The organism is Microbacterium schleiferi, assembly GCF_020781975.1.
GTDB lineage: Bacteria > Actinomycetota > Actinomycetes > Actinomycetales > Microbacteriaceae > Microbacterium.
In genome coordinates, this window is sequence record NZ_JAJGNI010000013.1 from 13,654 (window position 1) to 32,376 (window position 18,723).

The 18,723-nt window shown below is 68.4% G+C and carries 15 protein-coding genes; 8 read left to right on the forward strand and 7 right to left on the reverse strand.

The window, feature by feature from the left end:
* The first annotated feature begins 44 nt into the window (after nucleotides 1-44).
* On the forward strand, nucleotides 45-533 hold the full coding sequence (locus LL236_RS13440; protein ID WP_228179339.1) for a recombinase family protein: 489 nt from the start codon (nucleotides 45-47) through the stop codon (nucleotides 531-533).
* Between the two features lie 17 nt (nucleotides 534-550).
* On the opposite strand, the gene LL236_RS13445 is transcribed toward LL236_RS13440, so the two are convergent.
* On the reverse strand, nucleotides 551-1,144 hold the full coding sequence (locus tag LL236_RS13445; RefSeq protein WP_292727389.1) for a DNA-3-methyladenine glycosylase I: 594 nt from the start codon (nucleotides 1,142-1,144) through the stop codon (nucleotides 551-553).
* Nucleotides 1,145-1,146: 2 nt separating this feature from the next.
* Nucleotides 1,147-1,920: an AraC-like ligand-binding domain-containing protein gene (locus LL236_RS13450; RefSeq protein WP_228179340.1), complete on the reverse strand. Its 774-nt coding sequence runs from the start codon at nucleotides 1,918-1,920 to the stop codon at nucleotides 1,147-1,149.
* 89 nt (nucleotides 1,921-2,009) lie between these two features.
* Between LL236_RS13450 and LL236_RS13455 the strand changes: the two genes are divergently transcribed.
* Nucleotides 2,010-2,711 carry an alpha/beta hydrolase gene (locus LL236_RS13455; RefSeq protein ID WP_228179341.1) on the forward strand — a complete coding sequence of 234 codons (702 nt, stop codon included), beginning with the start codon at nucleotides 2,010-2,012 and terminating at the stop codon, nucleotides 2,709-2,711.
* A 37-nt stretch (nucleotides 2,712-2,748) separates the two neighbouring features.
* On the opposite strand, the gene LL236_RS13460 is transcribed toward LL236_RS13455, so the two are convergent.
* The 4 genes from LL236_RS13460 to LL236_RS13475 all read right to left on the reverse strand — a co-directional run bounded on the left by LL236_RS13460 (nucleotide 2,749) and on the right by LL236_RS13475 (nucleotide 10,204).
* A complete protein-coding gene (locus tag LL236_RS13460) occupies nucleotides 2,749-4,800 on the reverse strand; it encodes an acyl-CoA dehydrogenase family protein (protein ID WP_228179342.1) in 2,052 nt (683 codons plus the stop codon).
* A 168-nt stretch (nucleotides 4,801-4,968) separates the two neighbouring features.
* Complete coding sequence (locus tag LL236_RS13465; protein ID WP_228179343.1) at nucleotides 4,969-5,520, reverse strand: gluconokinase; 552 nt, start codon at nucleotides 5,518-5,520, stop codon at nucleotides 4,969-4,971.
* Nucleotides 5,521-5,585: 65 nt separating this feature from the next.
* Nucleotides 5,586-7,541 (reverse strand): DNA helicase RecQ, encoded by a 1,956-nt coding sequence (gene recQ / locus LL236_RS13470; protein ID WP_228179344.1) that lies wholly within the window; start codon nucleotides 7,539-7,541, stop codon nucleotides 5,586-5,588.
* Nucleotides 7,542-7,594: 53 nt separating this feature from the next.
* Nucleotides 7,595-10,204, reverse strand: a complete 2,610-nt coding sequence (locus LL236_RS13475) for a DEAD/DEAH box helicase (protein ID WP_228179345.1) — start codon at nucleotides 10,202-10,204, stop codon at nucleotides 7,595-7,597.
* Between the two features lie 105 nt (nucleotides 10,205-10,309).
* Here LL236_RS13475 and LL236_RS13480 point away from each other — a divergent pair, with 105 nt between their 5' ends.
* The 5 genes from LL236_RS13480 to LL236_RS13500 all read left to right on the forward strand — a co-directional run bounded on the left by LL236_RS13480 (nucleotide 10,310) and on the right by LL236_RS13500 (nucleotide 14,958).
* The gene (locus LL236_RS13480) at nucleotides 10,310-10,633 is read left to right on the forward strand and encodes a GNAT family N-acetyltransferase (protein WP_228179346.1); all 324 of its coding nucleotides are present in this window, start codon (nucleotides 10,310-10,312) and stop codon (nucleotides 10,631-10,633) included.
* Nucleotides 10,630-11,625 (forward strand): pirin family protein, encoded by a 996-nt coding sequence (locus tag LL236_RS13485; protein ID WP_228179347.1) that lies wholly within the window; start codon nucleotides 10,630-10,632, stop codon nucleotides 11,623-11,625. Before LL236_RS13480 ends, LL236_RS13485 begins: the two co-directional genes overlap by 4 nt.
* 39 nt (nucleotides 11,626-11,664) lie before the next feature.
* Entirely contained in the window at nucleotides 11,665-12,210 is a 546-nt protein-coding gene (locus tag LL236_RS13490) for an ECF transporter S component (protein ID WP_228179348.1), read from the forward strand.
* 196 nt (nucleotides 12,211-12,406) lie between these two features.
* Nucleotides 12,407-14,119 carry an ABC transporter ATP-binding protein gene (locus LL236_RS13495; protein ID WP_267189877.1) on the forward strand — a complete coding sequence of 571 codons (1,713 nt, stop codon included), beginning with the start codon at nucleotides 12,407-12,409 and terminating at the stop codon, nucleotides 14,117-14,119.
* A 14-nt stretch (nucleotides 14,120-14,133) separates the two neighbouring features.
* The gene (locus LL236_RS13500; RefSeq protein ID WP_228179393.1) at nucleotides 14,134-14,958 is read left to right on the forward strand and encodes an energy-coupling factor transporter transmembrane component T; all 825 of its coding nucleotides are present in this window, start codon (nucleotides 14,134-14,136) and stop codon (nucleotides 14,956-14,958) included.
* Between the two features lie 161 nt (nucleotides 14,959-15,119).
* Here the strand turns inward: LL236_RS13500 and LL236_RS13505 are convergent, their stop codons facing one another.
* Entirely contained in the window at nucleotides 15,120-16,283 is a 1,164-nt protein-coding gene (locus LL236_RS13505; RefSeq protein ID WP_228179350.1) for an acyl-CoA dehydrogenase family protein, read from the reverse strand.
* Nucleotides 16,284-16,519: 236 nt separating this feature from the next.
* Between LL236_RS13505 and LL236_RS13510 the strand changes: the two genes are divergently transcribed.
* Complete coding sequence (locus LL236_RS13510) at nucleotides 16,520-18,634, forward strand: intein-containing Rv2578c family radical SAM protein (protein ID WP_228179351.1); 2,115 nt, start codon at nucleotides 16,520-16,522, stop codon at nucleotides 18,632-18,634.
* Nucleotides 18,635-18,723 lie beyond the last annotated feature (89 nt).

The window sequence follows — 18,723 nt, forward strand, 5'->3', positions numbered from 1 at the left end:
CGCCAGTGTCGACACCGTCAGGCACAATAGCCGTGGAGGCCTCCATGACTGACGATCACGGCGGGCCCGTTGCGGCATCCCCCGGCGCGCACCAGGCGGCGGAGTGTCCGACGTGCTTCGCCCCGCAACGCGCCGACAGCGCGTGGTGGCGAGCGCGCCCCTCCGACGCGCGCCTGGTCGGTGTCGTGGTCTCCCGCGAGGGGATGCCGCCGGTGGTGAGCCAGCGCGACGCGCTGACGCGGTTCGGTGTTCCCATCGAGAACTTTCGCCATCCGTCGCCCGAGACCCTCGAGTCGTGGGAGGACCGACTGGCCCGCCTGTTCGGGCGCCTGCGCCGCGGTGATGTCGTCGTGGTTGCCACGGTGCACGCTCTGGGGCGAGATGTCGGGGAAGAGATCCGCACCGTGGCTGAGCTGCGCCGCCGCGGGGTGATCGTGAAGGTCGTCGACCATGACGCCCCGCACCTGATCGAAACGGGAGTCGCGCTTGCCACACCTGAGCTGACAGACCCCGACGCCGAAACGCCGCGGTAGCGGCTCCAGAGCCGGATTCAGGCGGCTCGCCAGCACCCGTCGAGGTGGTCGTCGACCATCCCGGCCGACTGCATGAGGGCGTACATCGTCGTCGGCCCGACGAATCGGAACCCGCGGCGCCGCAGCGCGCGGCTCAGGGCCTCGGATGCCGCGGTGGTGGCGGGCAGCTCCCTCAGCCCTGTGGGGCGTGGCCGCTCATCGCCTGGCACAGCGAAAGACCACAGCAGCGCGTCGAGCTCCCCGGGCGCCATCTCCGTCACGAGCCTTGCGTTAGAGATCGTCGCCTCGATCTTTGCCCGGTTGCGCACGATGCCGGCATCCGTCATGAGGCGCGCGATGTCGTGCTCGTCGAAAGCCGCGACGGCCTCGGGCTCGAACCCCGCGAACACCTCGCGAAAACGCGGGCGCTTGCGCAGAATCGTGATCCACGACAGCCCCGCTTGAAAGCCCTCGAGGCTCATCTTCTCGAACAGAGCGCGGTCACCGTGCAGCGGCTGGCCCCACTCCTCGTCGTGATAGCGGATGTACTCCGGATCAGCACCGACCCAGCCGCAGCGGGCAAGACCGTCGTCCTCGATGACCAGATCGGTGCGGACCATCTCGGAACTCATGCTCACAGGCTAGGGTCCGCCGAGCTGAGCGTGGTGCCGTCGCGCCCGAACTGCTCGTGGACCGTCCGAACCGAGCACCCGAACGCGCGGGCGACCTCCGCCGCCCCGAGTCGGGGATCAGCGAGCCGGCTCTCCACATAGGCCTTCATGGTCGCCACCCGGTCAGGCGGAGCGACGCCGCGGGATGCCGCGTCGAGCAGCTCCAAAACCGTGTCGACCATGGCGGTGGCGGCGCCTGCCAGGCGCGCTCTCGTGGCAGCCGCGAGCATGCCCATCTGGGTCCCGAGGAGGGCGCCGACACCGCCACGGCTCAGGGCGTCATTGAGAGCCTCGGGCTCGGCGAGACGACGCCCCACGAGGGACTGCGGAACACGCAGCGATGACAGGCGCAGCCGCCGGTTCTCGCCCACCGTCACCGTGAACGGCTGAGCGTTGTCCAAGACGAGGGCGGATGCCGCCCCGGTAGCCCACTCCCGGCCACCCTGCTGCAACCCCCAGGGTGTCGTGCTGTGATTGATGAACAGCGCGTCGTCGGGCACGTGGCGGATCGAACTCCGCGTGCGGTCGGCCCACACTGCCGGCGTGTCGATCATCCCGAGCGATGCATCACCCAGGTCGTACGTCGCGAAGTCGGCGTCGAAGCTCGGCCGCTCGGGGCGCCGCGGCAGGACGCCCACGTAGACCTCCGCGATGGCATCACAGAACAGGTCGTGACCGCTCCATCCGGGCATCCCTCTGGTGGATCCCTGGATCGTCGGGCCCCACTCTGCAGCCATCGCCACTCCTTCGCACCGGGCGCCACTGCCCGCGCGGACACTCGCGAATACGTTGAGACCCTAACCCGATCCCTCGAGAAAGGACACTGATGTCCCGCCCTACTCTGCTCCTGGTCCACGGCGCTTGGCACGGCTCCTGGGCCTTCGAACCGCTGACCAGCATCCTGATCGATCGCGGCTGGACCGTGAAGACCGTTGATCTGCCGACCGTGCACGCCGACGACAAGGCGATGCTCACACTGCAGGATGACGCGGATGCCGTCGCCGCAGCCATCGACAGCATCGATGGCCCGGTTGTCGTCGTTGCGCACTCGTACGGCGGTGTTCCGACGACGCAAGGCGCCACCGACCCGAAGGTCGCCCACATCGTCTACATCGCGGCCTTCGCGCTGGACGAGGGCGAGTCACTGCTGGGTGCGGTCGGCGGGGTCGCGCCGGACTGGTGGGTCATCGATGGCCCACTGTCAACGGCCGGCAACGACGAGCTACCCCCGCACACGCTCTTCTTCAACGACATGAGCCAGGACGAGGCTGACCGCGCGAGTTCGCGACTGCTCTCGCAGGCGGTGCAGCCGTTCTCCGACACGCTCACCCAGGTGGCCTGGCGCGACCGGCCCACCACCTATCTGATCACCGAGGACGACACGGTCTTCCCGGTGGTGGCGCAGGAAGCCCTTGCAGCACGGGCCGGATCGCAGACCGCGCGCCTTGCCTCGAGCCACTCGCCGTTCCTGTCGCAGCCGGATGCCGTCGCCGATGTGATCGAGAAGGCAGCGCAGAGCGTCGCCTAGCGCGGCGAGGTGGGGCGCTGCGCGCGAGCGCCGCGCCTCACCGACCGGACTTGGCGACCTTCTCGGGGATCGGTGCCGACCCGTCGGCTGCCTGGCGCGCGTAGTAGTCGGCAGCCTCGTCCTGACGCGCCTGCTCCGCACCGGACGCGATGGGTGCGCGAACATGCTCGGGTTCGTACCCGAACGCGTCGACGAGTTCCTGGGCGTGGGGCCGCAGCCGGCGTAGCAGCCGGTCGATGTACCGGGTGACTGCAGCGGCTCGCTGGTTCGACAGGCGCCCATTGATGAGATACCACGACAGGTGCTTCTCGATGAGGGTCAGGCCGAACAGGTCACGCAGCCACGTGAGCACCTGCTTGGTGTCGGCATCCTCGATGCGGTTCACGGCATCCGTGAACGCCTCCCACTGCAGCAGCTCACCGTGGGCGCGACCGGCCTCGATGAGCTCGGCCTGGTTCTCGTTGAACAGGGCCGCGGCATCCGTCTTCGACATCTTGGAAGCCGGGCGCAGCCGCCCTGCGATGTCGGAAACCATCTGCTGGACGCGGTCGCCGAGCAGCTCGTGCTGTTGGTCGCCCCGAAGCCCGCGCTCGACAGCGCGAGCGGTAGAGCCGAAGTCGGTGACGACCTGGCCGAACTGGCGCAGACCCGCGCCGTGGACGACGTTGCCGGCAGTCTGACCCACGGCGAAGCGGGCGAGGGATGCGGCATCCTTGCCCTTGAACTGCTTGGCGTAGTCCGACAGCAGCCGCTTGCCGACCAGCTGCAGCAGCACGTTGTTGTCGCCCTCGAAGGTGACGTAGATGTCGAGGTCGGCGCGCAGCGCGGTGAGGCGGTTTTCGGCGAGGAAGCCCTGACCGCCGCAGGCTTCGCGCGCCTCCTGAATCGTGTCGAGTGCGTTCCAGGTCGAGAGCGCCTTCAGCGCCGCGGCGAGCGTTTCGAGATCCTCGCGCTCGTCGGGAGTGTCGGTGCGACCGCTGAAGACGCCGTCGAACATCTGCAGGAGCTCGTCGTGCGCGAAGGCCTGCGCGTAGACCTGCGCGAGCCGGGGCAGCAGCCGACGCTGGTGCTTGCCGTAGTCCAGGAGTGTGACCTCGGGGGTTCCAGCACCGTTGTCGAACTGACGACGCTGATTGCCGTACGTCACCGCGATCGTGAGCGCGAGGGCGGATGCCCACGTCGAGGCGCCATCGAGCGAAACGCGCCCCTGCACGAGCGCGCCGAGCATCGTGAAGAAGCGTCGGCCGGGGCTGTCGATCGGGCTGGAGTAGGTGCCGTCGGGCGCGACATCGCCGTAGCGGTTCAGCAGGTTCTCGCGCGGGATGCGGACCTGGTCGAAGTGCAGGCGACCGTTGTCGATGCCGTTGAGCCCGCCCTTGACGCCGTCATCCTCGCCGCCGACACCCGGCAGGAAGGTGCCCTCGTCGTCGCGGATCGGCACGAAGAAGCAGTGCACGCCGTAGTTCACGCCGCCGGTGATCAGCTGTGCGAACACCGTCGCCGCCTTGCCATGCAGCGCGGCATTGCCGAGGTAGTCCTTCCACGCTCCGCGGAAGGGAGTATGAATGACGAACTCTTCGGTCTCGGGGTCATAGGTCGCCGTCGTGCCGATCGCCGAGACATCCGATCCGTGCCCGGTTTCGGTCATCGCGAAAGCCCCGGGCAAGTCGAGCGAGATGACGCCGGGAAGCCACTTGTCGTGGTGCTTCTCGGTGCCCAGCTGATAGATCGCCGAGCCGAAGAGCCCCCACTGCACGCCCGACTTGATCTGCAGGCTCGGGTCGGCAAGCACGAGCTCCTCGAAGCCGGCGAGGTTGGCCCCGTTGTCTTCGAGCCCGCCGTACTTCTTGGGGAATGCGCGGCGGGATCCGCCAGCGTCAACCAACAGATGCAGCTGGCTGAGGACCCGCTCGCGGTGCTCTTGCATAGACAGGCCGTTGATCTGCCAGAACGCCGGGTCCTTGATCATCTCGCGGGCTTCGCGCCGGGTGTCAGCCCACGTGCCAAGCAGCATCCGCGTGACCAGTTCGGCGTCGATGTGCGGTTCGGCGGTGGGTGTTTCGGACGGACGGACAGCAGCGTCGACCATGAGATCACCTCTCGATGAGGGGGAAGAGAACGTCAGGGTCCACGGTAGGCATCCCACAAAGACGGCTCAAATCGCTTCACGATGCCTACAACAAGGGTCGACGACGTCGGACCGGATGGTTGTGGTGTTGCGACAGGGCGCTCCGGAAGCCTCCAGCCGGATGCCGCCTCACTCGCTCCCCTCGCGTTGCACCCACTCCACGGCGCGCTCGGCGACCGTTGCCACAGCCTCGGTGACATCGACCACCACGCCCGCCTCGTCGTCACCGAGCGGTTCGAGCGTGGCCAGCTGCGAGGCCAGCAGCGCCGGGGGCATGAAGTGTCCGGTGCGGGCGAGCGCCCGGGCGCTGAGGAGCTCCGGATCACCGGTGAGGTGGACGAACACCGTGTGAGGAGCACGTGCGCGCAGGCGATCCCGATACGACCGCTTCAGCGCGGAGCACGCGACGACGACACCGGGCGCCTCTGCGACGGCACTGTCGGGCACCTCTCCGCCCGTGGAGCGCAGCGCCAGCCGGTCGCCGACCAGGTCGAGCCACGGCATCCTGTCGGCATCCGTCAACGGAATACCCTGCGACATCTTCGCGACGTTCTCGGCTGGATGCAGGTCATCGGCGTCGACGAACGGGAGGTGGAGGCGCCGGGCGATCTCGATCCCGACCACCGACTTGCCGCTCGCACTGACTCCCATGACGACGATCGCGGTGCCGGGTCGGGTCATGGGGCCAGCCTACGGGGCGCCTCGCACTGGCTCGTTGCGGGACTGAACGCCTCCGGGTTGTCGAGTCAGGCGTGAGCGGCGACGACGGCGAGGACGGCGTCGCCGTAGGCATCCTTCTTCTTCGCCCCGATGCCGGTGATCCCCTCGAGTCCCGCGGCCGAGGTCGGGCGGGTGGCGGCCAGCGCGCGCAGGGTCGCGTCGCCGAAGACGACGTAGGCGGGCACTCCCTGCTCGCGCGCGGTCTCGGCCCGCCACGCCCGCAGCGCCTCGAAGAGGTCGCGGTCAGCCGGGGCGACATCCGCAGCCGCCGTCTTGCGCACGCGCGCCGATCCCACGCGTCCAGCGACATCGCGACGAAGGGGCACCGCCTGTTCGCCCTTGAGCACGGGGCCAGCCGCCTCGCCGAGAGCGAGCGTGCCGTACTCACCGCGGGCGACCAGGATGCCCCGGGCAAGGAGCTGGCGCACGACGCTGCGCCAGTCCTGGTCTGACAGGTCGGACCCGATGCCGTAGGTCGCGAGGCTCTGGTGACCGAGCTGGCGGATCCGTTCGGTGTCGGCGCCGCGCAGGATGTCGATGAGCTGCCCAGCGCCGTAGGCCTGGCCGCGCTCGCGCTGCAGGCGCACGATCGTCGAGAGCAGCTTCTGGGCCGGGACGAGTCCGTCCCACGTCTGGGGCGGCTCGAGGCACGTGTCGCAGTTGCCGCACGCCTCGGCGGGCTGGCCGAAGTACCCCAGCAGGTTCACCCGCCGGCACTCGACGGTCTCGCAGAGGGCGAGCATGGCATCCAGGTGCTGATGCTGGCGGCGCTTGCGGGCAAGATCGCCCTCGCCGCCGTCGATGAGGCGCCGCTGCTGCACGACATCCGCGAGGCCGTACGCCATCCACGCCACCGACGGCTCACCGTCGCGGCCGGCCCGACCGGTCTCCTGGTAATAGCCCTCGACCGATTTCGGCAGGTCGATGTGGGCGACGTACCGGACGTCGGGCTTGTCGATGCCCATCCCGAAGGCGATAGTCGCGACCATGACGACGCCGTCTTCGCGCAGAAACCGCTGCTGGTTCGCGGCACGGATGCCGGCATCCAGCCCCGCGTGGTACGGCAGCGCGTCGATGCCTTGGCCGCGCAGGTAGGTGGCGGTCTGCTCGACGCTCTTGCGGCTCAGGGCGTAGACGATGCCGGATGCACCGGCGGGCTGGGCGCGCACGAACGCGGTGAGCTGGCGGCGCACGTCGGTCTTGGGCTCGATGCGGTACTGGATGTTGGGCCTGTCGAAGCTCGCGACGAAGTGTCGGGCGTCGGGAAGGCGAAGCCGATCGGTGATCTCGCGGTGGGTCTCACGCGTTGCGGTAGCGGTGAGCGCCATGCGGGGGACACCGGGAAAGCGCTCGGCGAGATCACCGAGAGCCAGGTAGTCGGGGCGGAAATCGTGGCCCCACTGCGACACACAGTGGGCTTCGTCGATGGCGATGACGCTCAGCCGCCCCCGCTGCAGCAGCGCCGTCGTCGCAGCCCCCGACAGGCGCTCGGGTGCCACGTAGAGCAGATCGAGCTCACCGCTCAGGTACGCGCGCTCGGTGTCGGCGCGCTCGGGCGCTGACTGCGTGGAGTTCAGCGCCGCAGCTCGTACGCCGTTGGCGCGCAGCGCCTCGACCTGGTCGTGCATGAGGGCGATGAGGGGCGAGATCACCAGGCCCGTGCCCTCGCGCACGAGCGCGGGAACCTGGTACGTGATGCTCTTGCCGCCACCGGTCGGCATCAGGACGACGGCATCCCCACCCGCGGTGACATGGTCGACGATGTCGGCCTGGTCGGCGCGGAAGGCGTCGTACCCGTACACCTCGCCCAGCACGGCGAGCGGATCTGCACCTGCGAACGAGCGGGCGGGAGCCGCAGGTGCGGCCTGGATGCCGGCGGCGGCCGGCGCCCAGTCCTCGGGCGGCTCCTCGCCGTCGGGAGGTGGCGCGAGATCGTCCGGATCCCACACCAGATCGGCGTAGGGGTCTTCGGGCGTGCTCACCGCTCCACCGTATCCGGCGCCGCTGACGCTGCCACGGCCAGCACCGTCGCCGCTCACAGCCGCACGACCTCAGTGACGCGAACGACAGCGGTTCCCTCCTCGACGGATGCCGCAAGGTCCACCTCGGCACGGATGCGCCAGTCATGGTCTCCGGCGGGGTCGTCGATGATCTGCTCGACCCGCCAGGTGTCGGCATCCGTCGTATCGATGACGCAGAGCTGCGGCGAGCGCGCGGGACCGCCCGTGAGGATCTCGTCGTGCTCGTCGTAGTACCGATCCATCGCCGCCGACCAGTCGACGCCTGGATCGAGTTCTGCCAGCGCGTCGTCGTCTTGGAGGGCCGCGAGCTGCACCCGGCGGAACAGTTCGTTGCGCACGAGCACCGTGAACGCGCGACGGTTCGTGAGCACGGACGGCGGCGCGGGTGGCACGACCGGCGCTTCGGGGTCGGCCGCCGGATCGATCAGCGCCGACCACTCGTCCACGAGCGACGAGTCAACCTGCCTGACCAGCTCGCCGAGCCACTCGATGAGATCGAGCAGGTCGTCAGTGTGCGCCTCGGCCGGCACGGTCTGGCGGACGGCACGGTAGGCATCCGAGAGGTAGCGCAGCACCAGGCCTTCGCTGCGGGCGAGCTGGTAGAACGAGACGAACTCCCCGAACGACATCGCCCGCTCGTACATGTCTCGCACGACTGACTTCGGCGAGAGCTCGAAATCGAGCACCCACGGCTGGCTCGACGCGAAGACCGCGAACGACTGGGCAAGCAGCTCTGCCAGCGGCTTCGGGTAGGTGATCTCTTCGAGCAGCGCCATCCGTTCGTCGTACTCGAGCCCGTCGCGCTTCATGGCCGCCACCGCTTCACCCCGCGCGCGGAACTCCTGCTGCGAGAGGATCGCGCGGGGGTCATCCAGCGTCGCCTCGATCACGCTCACGACATCCAGCGCGTAGTGGCCAGTGCCAGTCGTGGTCGTGGCACCCGACGTTCGCAGATTCGCGCCAGGTTCGGAGGATTCTGGCTCAGGACTGCGGAGTTCGTGCGATTCTGCGGAGTTCGTGGGGACGGAAGGGGTCGCCAGGGCGCTCGCGTCGGGGTCGAGAAGGGAGATCGCAGCGAGCGCGAAGGGGGAGAGCGGCTGGTTGAGGGCGAAGTTCGGCTGCAGATCGACGGTGAGACGGATGCCGTCAGCGTCGACATCCACGATCCCTGCCGTCCGCAGCGTGCGGAAGATCGCAAGCGCGCGGCGCGCGAGCTCGTACTGCCGGGCGCGGGGTTCGTGGTTGTCGAACACGAGAGAGCGGACGTTCCCGAAGACGTCTCCGCCGCGGCCAATGACGTTGATGAGCATCGCGGCGGTCAGCTGCAGATGCGGGGTGAGCGGCTCGGGTTCGGCGGCGACCAGCCGCTCGAACGAGCCCTCGCCCCAGTTCACCTGGCCGGTCGGGGCCTTCTTGCGCACGATCTTCTTGCGCTTGGCAGCGTCGTCGCCCGCCTTGGCGAGGGCCACCGCGTTCTCGATCTCCCACTCCGGCGCCATCACGACGACGTTGCCGTAGGGATCGAATCCGGCCCGGCCCGCGCGACCTGCGACCTGATGGAACTCACGGGCGCTGAGCTGCCGCATCCGGGTGCCGTCGAACTTCGTGAGCGCCGTGATGAGCACCGTGCGGATGGGCACGTTGATCCCGACGCCGAGGGTGTCGGTGCCGCAGATGACCTTGAGCAGGCCCCGCTGGGCGAGGGTTTCGACGAGGCGCCGGTAGCGCGGCAGCATCCCGGCGTGATGGATGCCGATGCCGGCGCGCACCAGGCGCGAAAGCGTCTTGCCGAACCCCGTCGTGAACCGGAACCCGCCGATCTCGGCAGCGATCTGATCGCGCTGCTCGCGCGAGGCGATCTTGGTGTTGATGAGCGCCTGGGCCCGCTCGAGGGCCGCGGCCTGCGAGAAGTGGACGATGTAGATCGGAGTCTCGGCCTCCTCCAGCAACCGCTCGACGACGTCGTGGACCGGGCGCCGCTCATACGAGAAGTGCAGCGGCACGGGGCGCTCGACGCCGGTGATCTGCGCCACCTCGCGTCCCGTGCGGCGCTCGAGGTCGGACACGATCGGGGTGACATCGCCGAGGGTCGCCGACATGAGCAGGAACTGCACGCGCGGAAGAAGCAGCAGCGGCACCTGCCACGCCCAGCCGCGCTCGGGGTCGCTGTAGTAGTGGAACTCGTCCATCACGACGGCGTCGATGTCGGCATCCGTGCCCTGCCGCAGGGCGACGTTCGCGAGGATCTCAGCGGTGCAGCAGACGATCGGTGCGTCTGCGTTGACGGACGAGTCGCCGGTGACCATTCCCACGTTCTCGGCACCGAAGATCTCGACGAGCGCGAAGAACTTCTCGGCCACGAGCGCTTTGATCGGCGCGGTGTAATACGAACGGCCGCCGCGAGCCAGGGACGCGGTGTGGGCAGCGATCGCGACGAGCGACTTGCCGGTGCCGGTCGGGGTCGACAGCACCACGTGCGAACCCGAGACCAGCTCGATGGCAGCCTCGTCTTGCGCGGGGTAGAGACGGATGCCGCGCCCCTCGGCCCAGGCAACGAACGTGTCATAGACGGCATCCGGGGCGGCGTCTGTCACCGCGTCGGCGAGCGTCGGTGAAGGAGTCACCACCCGAGTCTGCCTGACGGGAGTGCAGCGATGCCCGAGAAGCCAACCCTCGCGGAACACCGAGGCCGCCACGTACGTTGGGAGGAAGCAACGAAAGGACAGCTGATGACCGACACGGATGTGACCCCCGAGGTCGTGCGCAACGACGCCAAGGGACGATACGAGATCAGCCTCGACGGAGCTCTCGCCGGCTTCACCGAATTCGTCGCCGACGAGCAGGGCCGCCTCGTCTTTCCCCACACCGAGATCGATCCGGCCTTCTCGGGCCGCGGGTTCGGAACCGAACTCATCGGGGAGGCCATGGCGGATGTCGCCTCCCGCGGCGAGACCGTCGTGCCGGAGTGCTCGTTCGTGGTGCGCTACCTGCAGAAGCACGAGGTGAACGGGCTCGACATCGCGTGGCCCCACGGGTCAGCGCCCCAGGAATGACCCGCCTCGATTCCGACGCAGCGGTCGCCGAAGAGGGTGCAGCCGACTGCGACGGACCCCGCCTGCTGAACCTCGAGATGCGGGATGTGCCGCTCGGGGGACTGCGCGCGATGCAGGTTTCCCGGGCACTCCCGCAGCGCGACCTGCCCCTTGTCGGGGCATGGTGCTTTCTCGACCGGTTCGGGCCGCAGCGAACCACCATGCGCGTCGAGCCGCACCCGCACATCGGCCTGCAGACCGTGACGTGGCCCATCAACGGCGAGGTGCGCCACCGCGACTCGGTCGGCAGCGACGTGATCGTGCGTCGAGGGGTGCTCAACCTCATGACGGCGGGCGCCGGGATCTCCCACTCCGAATACTCGGTAGGCGAGACGGATGTCGACCTCGACGCCCTGCAGCTGTGGGTGGCTCTTCCCGACGCAACCCGGTTCGGGGAGGCATCCTTCGAACAGCACGCGGATCTTCCGGTGCTCGACCTGCCAGCCGCCTCGGGGAGCGCGCAGGCTACCGTCGTGCTCGGAACACTCGGCGACGCGTCCTCACCGGCCACCGCACACACCCCGATCGTCGGTGCCGAACTGGAGCTGACGCCGGGAGCTGACGTGCTCGTGCCGCTCGAACAGGCGTGGGAGCACGCGCTGCTGCTGATCGATGGCGACGTGACAGTCAGCGGCGCACCCGGCGGGCAGGCGCACGACACCGCCGAACTAGATACGAACCACCTGCTCTACCTCGGCACACACCGCGACGCGATCACCCTGCGATCCACCGGGGGCGCGCGGATCTTCCTACTCGGGGGCGAACCGTTCCCGGACGAGATCGTGATGTGGTGGAACTTCGTCGGACGCTCACACGACGAGATCGTCGCCGCCCGCGAGGACTGGGAGAACGCGGCTGCCCGATTCGGTCACGTCATCGACCACGGCCCGGAGCGCATCCCCGCCCCGCCGCTGCCCGGAGTGCGACTGACCCGACGGCGCAGACGTCTCTGAGACCGACTTTGGTCCCGGACGCGGCAGTACGCTGATACGGTGGCCCGATCCTCCGTCCTGACGACGCGTGTGCTCCTCACGACCGCCGCCATCGGCGTCGCGACGGGGCTCCTCGCGGGTATTGCGGGCTGGGTCACGCCGTTCGTGCTCGGGATCGCACCGATCTTCTACGGATTCGTTCTCGGCGCACACGTGCTGCCGGGGATCATCGCGCAGGAGGTCATCCGTCTGCCCTGGGTCGCGCTCCTCAGCCACGTGTTCGCGGCCCTGGTGGCCAGCGCCATGGCTCCCCAGTGGGCGCTGCGGTTCCTCGGCACCGCGATCCTCTTCGGCGGCATCCAGGAGCTCGTTGCCGCCCTCACCCGCTACCGGGTGTGGGATGCCTGGCGGTTCTTCATCTCGGCCGTCGTCATCGGCATCCTGGTCGCTGTCGTCGTCGCCTTCGCCGCCGACCTCGCCTCCCTTCCGCTGCTGGCCCAGATCATCTACCTCATCGTGGCCGTGCTCGGCCCCGTCGCGTGGACTGCTGCGGGTCTGGGAATCGGCGTCTCGCTGCGGCGCGCTGGCGTCGCGCGGCGCGCGTGACGCTCCACGCGGCTTCCTCGCGAAACCGGAATCTCGGGGCGCGTGGAGTTAGGTTCGGCTAAGTTAGGGCGTACTTCCCTTCCGACGAGGACCCGTGACCGCTCCCCCCGACTCCGCCGCACGCTCGGCCTCCGTCGCCCCCGCTCCCGGCGAGACGGCGACACCGAAGCCGACCCACGGCAGGGAACACGCGCGGCTGCTGCAGCTGCGCGAGGTCGGGATCACACACGAGGGTGAGGATGCCGCGACCCCGGCATCCGTGTCGTTCGAGGTATCGCGCGGCGACGTCGTGCTGCTTCTCGGGCCGAGCGGTTCGGGCAAGTCGACGCTCTCCCTCGCCATGAACGGGCTCATCCCGCACGCCGTTCCCGCCGCGTTGACGGGCCGCGTCGAGGTAGCCGGGATGGATGCCGCGACGCACTCCGTCGCGCAGCTGTCGACCCAGGTGGGGATCGTGTTCCAGGACCCCGACGCGCAACTTGTCACTGGCACGTTGCTCGACGAGGTCGCGTTCGGGCCCGAGAACCTACGTCTGCCGGCAGCCGAGGTGCTCGCCCGCGCCGAGAGCGCGCTGCGTCGGGTCGGGCTGTGGGAACGGCGGTCAGAGAACCCGGATCGCCTCTCCGGAGGCGGTCGGCAGCGGCTCGCGATCGCGTGCGCCTTGGCCATGGGTTCGCCCCTTCTCGTGCTCGACGAACCGACGGCAAACCTCGATCCCCGCGGGATCGATGACGTCTATGCCGCCCTGGACGAGCTCGCGGCATCCGGCGACAAGGGGATCGTGCTCATCGAGCACAACCTCGACGCCGCCGCCCCGTTCGTGAACCGCGTCGTCGTGCTGGATGCCGCGGGCGTCGTGATCGCCGATGGGGCGGTTGACGAGATCCTGCGGGGGCGCGCGGCCGAACTGCACGACCTCGGCGTGTGGCTGCCGACCTCGACGCTCGCGGCTCTGCGCCTGCGGGAGGCCGGGTACCGCTTCGACACGCTGCCGATCAGTCCCGACGAACTGCGCGCGGCACTCGATCGTCAGTCCGCTCCTGCCGCTACACGCGAGGCGGGGGCGGGTGCGGGTGCGGCGACCGAGACACGGGTGTCGGCATCCGGCACGCGCATCGAGGTGCGCGGACTCACGCTGCGCCGCAAGAAGACGGAAGTTCTGACGGATGTCTCGCTCGAGGTTCGCGACGGCGATTTCCTCGCTATCGTCGGTGCGAACGGGGCGGGTAAGACGACGCTGATCCAGGCTCTGGCCGGGGTGCTCACGCCGCCCCGGGGCACCGTCCGGATCGACGGCCTCGATGTTGCCCGCCTGGATGACCGGGCTCTGTCTACGCACGTCGGGTTTGTGTTCCAGAACCCCGAGCATCAGTTCATCGCGGCGTCAGTGTTCGACGAGATCGCGCACGGCCTGCGACGCCAGCACCTCGACGAGGCGGAAATCGAGCGGCGCACCCTCGATCTTCTCGACCGCTTCGGGCTGCGCGGGCGCGCGCACGTTCATCCGTTCCTGCTCTCGGGGGGCCAGAAGCGGCGCCTCTCGGTCGGAACCGCCCTTGTCGCCGGCGCTCGCGTGCTCGTCCTCGACGAGCCGACGTTCGGACAAGATCGCGCCCGAGCAGACGAACTTCTCGGTCTGCTGCGCGACCTCAACCGTGAGGGCACGACCATCATCGTCGTCACCCACGACATGCAGCTGGTCGCCGAGTACGCCGACCGCGTGGCGGTGATGGAGTCGGGACGCCTCACGGCCTGCGGAGCGCCGGGCGAGGTGTTCGCGGATGCCGAGCTCATCGCCCGCGCGGGCCTGCGGGTCCCGCCGCTCGCGCGCGCCCTCGCCCCGCTCGCCACGCACCCGGAACTGCGAACGGTCACCCGCGTTGGTGACCTTCCCGGGGGTGGGTCGTGACGACGGCGCCGACAATGCTCCCGGCATCCGTTGCCGATGACCCGTACGCCGCCGTGCGGCGCACCTCTGCGGTGCGCTTCCTCTACGGGCTGAACCCGCTTGCGAAGATGGCAGCGGTCCTTCCGGCGCTCGTGCTGCTCGTATTCGTGCGCGATCTTGCGACACCGGTGGCGTTTCTCGCGCTGTCGTACCTCGTGCTGCTCGTCGGCGTGAGTCTCAGCATCCGAGCCGCCGTCCTTCTCGCACTGGCGATACCCGGCGCCATAGCGGTGTTGGGCTTCGGCTTCGCGCTCTGGACGGATGCCGCACTCGTCGCCGACACCCCGCCCGTGCTGCAGATCGGGGCATGGACCCTCTACAGCGGCGCTCTCGAGATCGGACTCGCAACGGGGTTGCGGCTCGCTGCGATCCTCGCGCTCTCGCTCATCCCGGGCCTCAGCACGACCGGTCCCGATCTCGTGCGGGCCTGCGTGCAGCAGCTGCGCGTCCCGTACCGGATCGGGTATACAGCCCTGGCCGCGTTCCGCTTCGTGCCCCGGTTCGGTCACGAGCTTGAAATCATCCGGCAGGCCCACCGCGTGCGCGGCGCGCACCGCGGGCGCGGACCGATCGCGAGTCTGCGCCGCTGGGCCAGCTATCTCGTGCCGCTGCTTGCCGGCGCGATCCGTCATGCCGAGCGGGTGGCCCTCGCGATGGACTCCCGCGCCTTCGGCGCCTACCCCGATCGCACCGAGCGACACCTCGTGCCGTTCCGCGCCCGCGACGTCGTCTTCATCGCCGCTTTCTGGCTAGCCTCCGCCGCCCTCTTCGCCCTCTTCTTCCCCTGGACACTCTCCTAGCCCCCAGCCGAGTTGTCCCTCGCCCAGCCGAGTTGTCCCTCACCCAGCCGAGTTGTCCTTCACCCAGCCGAGTTGTCCCGCGCCAAGGCACCCCGAACGACGGATGCCGCGACCCGCGCCTCCTGAGAGGGCGGTGTCGCGGCATCCTGTCGCAGGTGTGATCAGCGCTTGCCAGCGAGGTCACGCCCGACGATCTCGCGCATGATCTCGTTGGTACCGCCGTAAATGCGGTGGACGCGAGCGTCGAGGAACGCGCGCGCGATCGGGTACTCCGTGATGTAGCCGTACCCGCCGTGCAGCTGGACCCCGAGGTCAAGGACCGCCCACTCTCGCTCGGTCGCCCAGAACTTGTACTTCGCGGCCTCCTCGGCCGAGAGCTTCTTGTCGGCGTACGCGCGCATAACCCGATCGGTATATGCCCACAGCGCCTCGACGTCGGCAGCCATGTCGGCAAGCCGGAATCGGGTGTTCTGGAAGTCAGCGATCCGCTCCCCGAAGGCCTCGCGGTCCTTCGTGTAGGCCAAGGTCCAGTCCAGGGCCGCCTGAGCCGCGGCGGCACCCGCGACACCGATCGACATGCGCTCGAGGGGCAGGTTCATCATGAGCTGCACGAAGCCCATGCCCTCGCGGCCGCTGATGAGGTTCTCCTCGGGAACGAAGACGTCGCTGAACGAAAGCTCGGCGGTGTCGTGGCCGTGGAAGCCCATCTTGTGCAGCTTCTTGCCGTGGTCGAAGCCTTCCATACCGTTCTCGATGAGCAGCAGGCTGAAGGCATCCGGGCGGTTGCCCTCGCCGGTCTTGACGAAGGTGACCACCAGGTCGGCGGTCTTGCCGCTGGAGATGAAGGTCTTCGCGCCGTTGACGACGTAGCCGCCGTCGACCTTCTTCGCGGTCGTCTTGATGCCGCGAAGGTCGCTTCCTGCGCCGGGCTCGGTCATGGCGAGCGCACCGATCACCTCGCCGGTGGCCATACCAGGGAGCCACTTCTCCTTCTGCTCCTGGGTACCCATGTGCACAAGGTAGGGAACGGCCAGGTCATCCTGGATGCCGAAAGCACCAGCCAGCGATCCCGAGCCTGCCGCGATGACCTCCTCCATGACGATCGCGCGGAAACGGTAGTCCTGCAGCATCCCGGCGCCGCCGAACTCCTCCGGCACCGACAGGCCGATAAGCCCGGACTCACCGGCGGCCTTCATCGTCTCGCGGTCGATCTCGCCTTCGGCATCCCACCGGGCAATCGCCTCGTTCGTGACGTAACGCTTGACGAACTCCTTGACGACGTCGCGGAACGCCTCGTGGTCTTCGTCGTAGATCTCGCGCTCCATGTGAGCCCTTCCTTCCACATCGATGGCGCGGGCCTCCCGGAATCGGCGGATCGGCCCCGTCGCCGACGCGATTCTATGCCCGCATGCCGGTGCGGCTTCGAACCCCGTGTGGGATTGCGGTTCACGTCGGGCGGTACTGCGTCTCGCGTTTGTAGGATGCCTCCAGGTTCGGCATCCAGTTCGGCTGATCTGACCCGCGGGTTGACAGTTGATCGTATTTTTGTTCGACTGTGCGCATGCGATGGAACGGGCAGACGATCGGCGCGAGCGATGGCAACGCGCTGCCCGGAATGGAGCACCTCGGCGGCTTCGTCCGCTCGGTCACGACACCCGAGTTCGCGGGGATGACCTTTCACGAGGTCGTCGCCAAGAGCGCCCTCAACCACGTGCCCGGCGCCTCGGGGATGCCGTTCGACTGGACAGTGAACCCCTACCGGGGATGCAGTCATGCCTGCTCGTACTGCCTAGCTCCGGAAACCATGATCCTGCTCGCCGACGGCCGCACCCGCGCCCTCGGCGATCTTCGAGTCGGAGAATCGATCATCGGCACCGAACGCCGCGGAGAGTACCGCCGGTACGTTGCCACAACGGTGCGCGCGAAGTGGGCGACGGTCCGACGCGCACACCGCGTGACCCTCGCCGATGGGACAGAGCTCGTCGCAAGCGCCGATCACCGCTTCTTGACCGAGCGAGGCTGGAAGCACGTGACGGGAGCGATGAGTGGACCGGAGCAGCGTCCCTACCTAACTTTTAACAACCGGCTGATGGGTTTCGGGATTGGAGCGGCGAGAGTCACAGGGCACGACGCCACCGACAGATGGTGGCGGCTGGGCTACCTTGCGGGGATGATTAAGGGCGACGGGATGATTCTGCACAAGACATACCCGCGTGGGGGTCGCACCGGCGCGATTCACGCCTTTCGGCTCGCTCTCGCGGACACGGAGGCTCTCGAACGCACCCAGGCGCTATTGGCGCTCGAGGGAATCCCCACCAACGTCAGGCCGTTTACAGCCGCAACCGAGCAGCGGCGCGCCATGCTCGCTATCCATACAGCACGCAAAGAGGCGGTGGCCGCAATTGAGGCCCTTATCCAGCGACCTACAGACCCGAGCGAGGAATGGCTGGCCGGATACCTGGGCGGGATCTTCGACGCCGAAGGCTCCTGTTCGCGGGGTGTGCTGAGAATCAGCAACAAGAACGAGGACGTGCTCGGTACGGTCCGCGAGGCACTTGCGTGCTTTGATATCCCTGCCGTCACCGAGGGGCCGCGGCCGAACGGGGTGAGCGCTATCCGGGTCACGGGCGGGCTGGCTTCGCGAATGCGTTTCTTCGAGATCTCACGGCCCGCGATCACGAGAAAGCTCTCGATCGTCGACGGTGCGGTGAAGACATCGAGTGACCTCCGCGTCGTCGGAATCGAAGACCTCGGGCACAGCATCGACATGGTCGACATCACGACCGGCACCGGTGATTTCATCGCGAACGGCGTCATCAGTCACAACTGTTTCGCCCGAGGCACGCACGAGTATCTCGAGCTGGACGCCGGGCGCGACTTCGATTCGCAGATCGTCGTGAAGGTCAACGTCGCCGACGTGCTGCGCACGGAACTCGCGCGACCCTCCTGGACGGGCGACCCAGTCATGCTCGGCACGAACACCGACCCCTATCAGCGGGCCGAGGGACGGTACCGACTCATGCCCGGGATCATTCAGGCGCTGACGGATGCCGGTACCCCGTTCTCGATCCTCACGAAGGGCACGCTGCTGCGCCGCGATCTTCCGCTTCTGACGGAAGCCTCCCGTGAGGTCGACATCTCGCTCGCGATGTCGATCGCCGTCTTCGACGATGCACTACAGCGCACCCTCGAGCCGGGGACCCCGAGCGCCGCGGCGCGGCTCGAGACCGTCCGCGCAGCGACGGATGCCGGATTCCGCGTCACTGTGTTCCTGATGCCGATCCTCCCCCACCTCACGGATTCGATCGCCACGCTCGATGACGCACTGGGGCGCATCCGCGCAGCCGGTGCACACCGGGTGGTCTTCGGCGCGCTGCACCTGCGGCCGGGGGCGAAGCAGTGGTTCTGGCAATGGCTTGAGCGGGAGCATCCGGAGTTGGTCGGCTCGTATCGCGGACTCTATCCGGGCGCTTCCGCCTACGCGCCGAAGGCCTACCGGCAATGGCTGGCCAAGCGCGTCCGTCCGCTGCTGCGGGTGCACGGACTGACCGGCCACGCCGAAGAAGAAGCTCCCCCACGCGAGCCGGTCCCCGGTCTGGCTGCGCGCCGCGCGGCGGCATCCGTCGTCACGACCTCGCGCGGCAGGCGGGCTGACGCCGCCGCCATGCTGTTCTGACGCCGCTGACGACTCCTCTTCGACGTAGGACAAATACCCGAGGTAGGACGATCCGGTGGGGATTCGTCCTACCTCGGAGATATTTCCTA

Excerpts from the sequence above, each read along its gene's own strand:
- LL236_RS13440 (WP_228179339.1), top strand. The coding sequence starts at position 45 with ATGACTGACGATCACGGCGGGCCCGTTGCGGCATCCCCCGGCGCGCAC.
- LL236_RS13445 (WP_292727389.1), bottom strand. The coding sequence starts at position 1,144 with ATGAGTTCCGAGATGGTCCGCACCGATCTGGTCATCGAGGACGACGGT.
- LL236_RS13450 (WP_228179340.1), bottom strand. The coding sequence starts at position 1,920 with ATGGCTGCAGAGTGGGGCCCGACGATCCAGGGATCCACCAGAGGGATG.
- LL236_RS13455 (WP_228179341.1), top strand. The coding sequence starts at position 2,010 with ATGTCCCGCCCTACTCTGCTCCTGGTCCACGGCGCTTGGCACGGCTCC.
- LL236_RS13460 (WP_228179342.1), bottom strand. The coding sequence starts at position 4,800 with ATGGTCGACGCTGCTGTCCGTCCGTCCGAAACACCCACCGCCGAACCG.
- LL236_RS13465 (WP_228179343.1), bottom strand. The coding sequence starts at position 5,520 with ATGACCCGACCCGGCACCGCGATCGTCGTCATGGGAGTCAGTGCGAGC.
- LL236_RS13480 (WP_228179346.1), top strand. The coding sequence starts at position 10,310 with ATGACCGACACGGATGTGACCCCCGAGGTCGTGCGCAACGACGCCAAG.
- LL236_RS13485 (WP_228179347.1), top strand. The coding sequence starts at position 10,630 with ATGACCCGCCTCGATTCCGACGCAGCGGTCGCCGAAGAGGGTGCAGCC.
- LL236_RS13500 (WP_228179393.1), top strand. The coding sequence starts at position 14,134 with ATGCTCCCGGCATCCGTTGCCGATGACCCGTACGCCGCCGTGCGGCGC.
- LL236_RS13505 (WP_228179350.1), bottom strand. The coding sequence starts at position 16,283 with ATGGAGCGCGAGATCTACGACGAAGACCACGAGGCGTTCCGCGACGTC.
- LL236_RS13510 (WP_228179351.1), top strand. The coding sequence starts at position 16,520 with ATGCGATGGAACGGGCAGACGATCGGCGCGAGCGATGGCAACGCGCTG.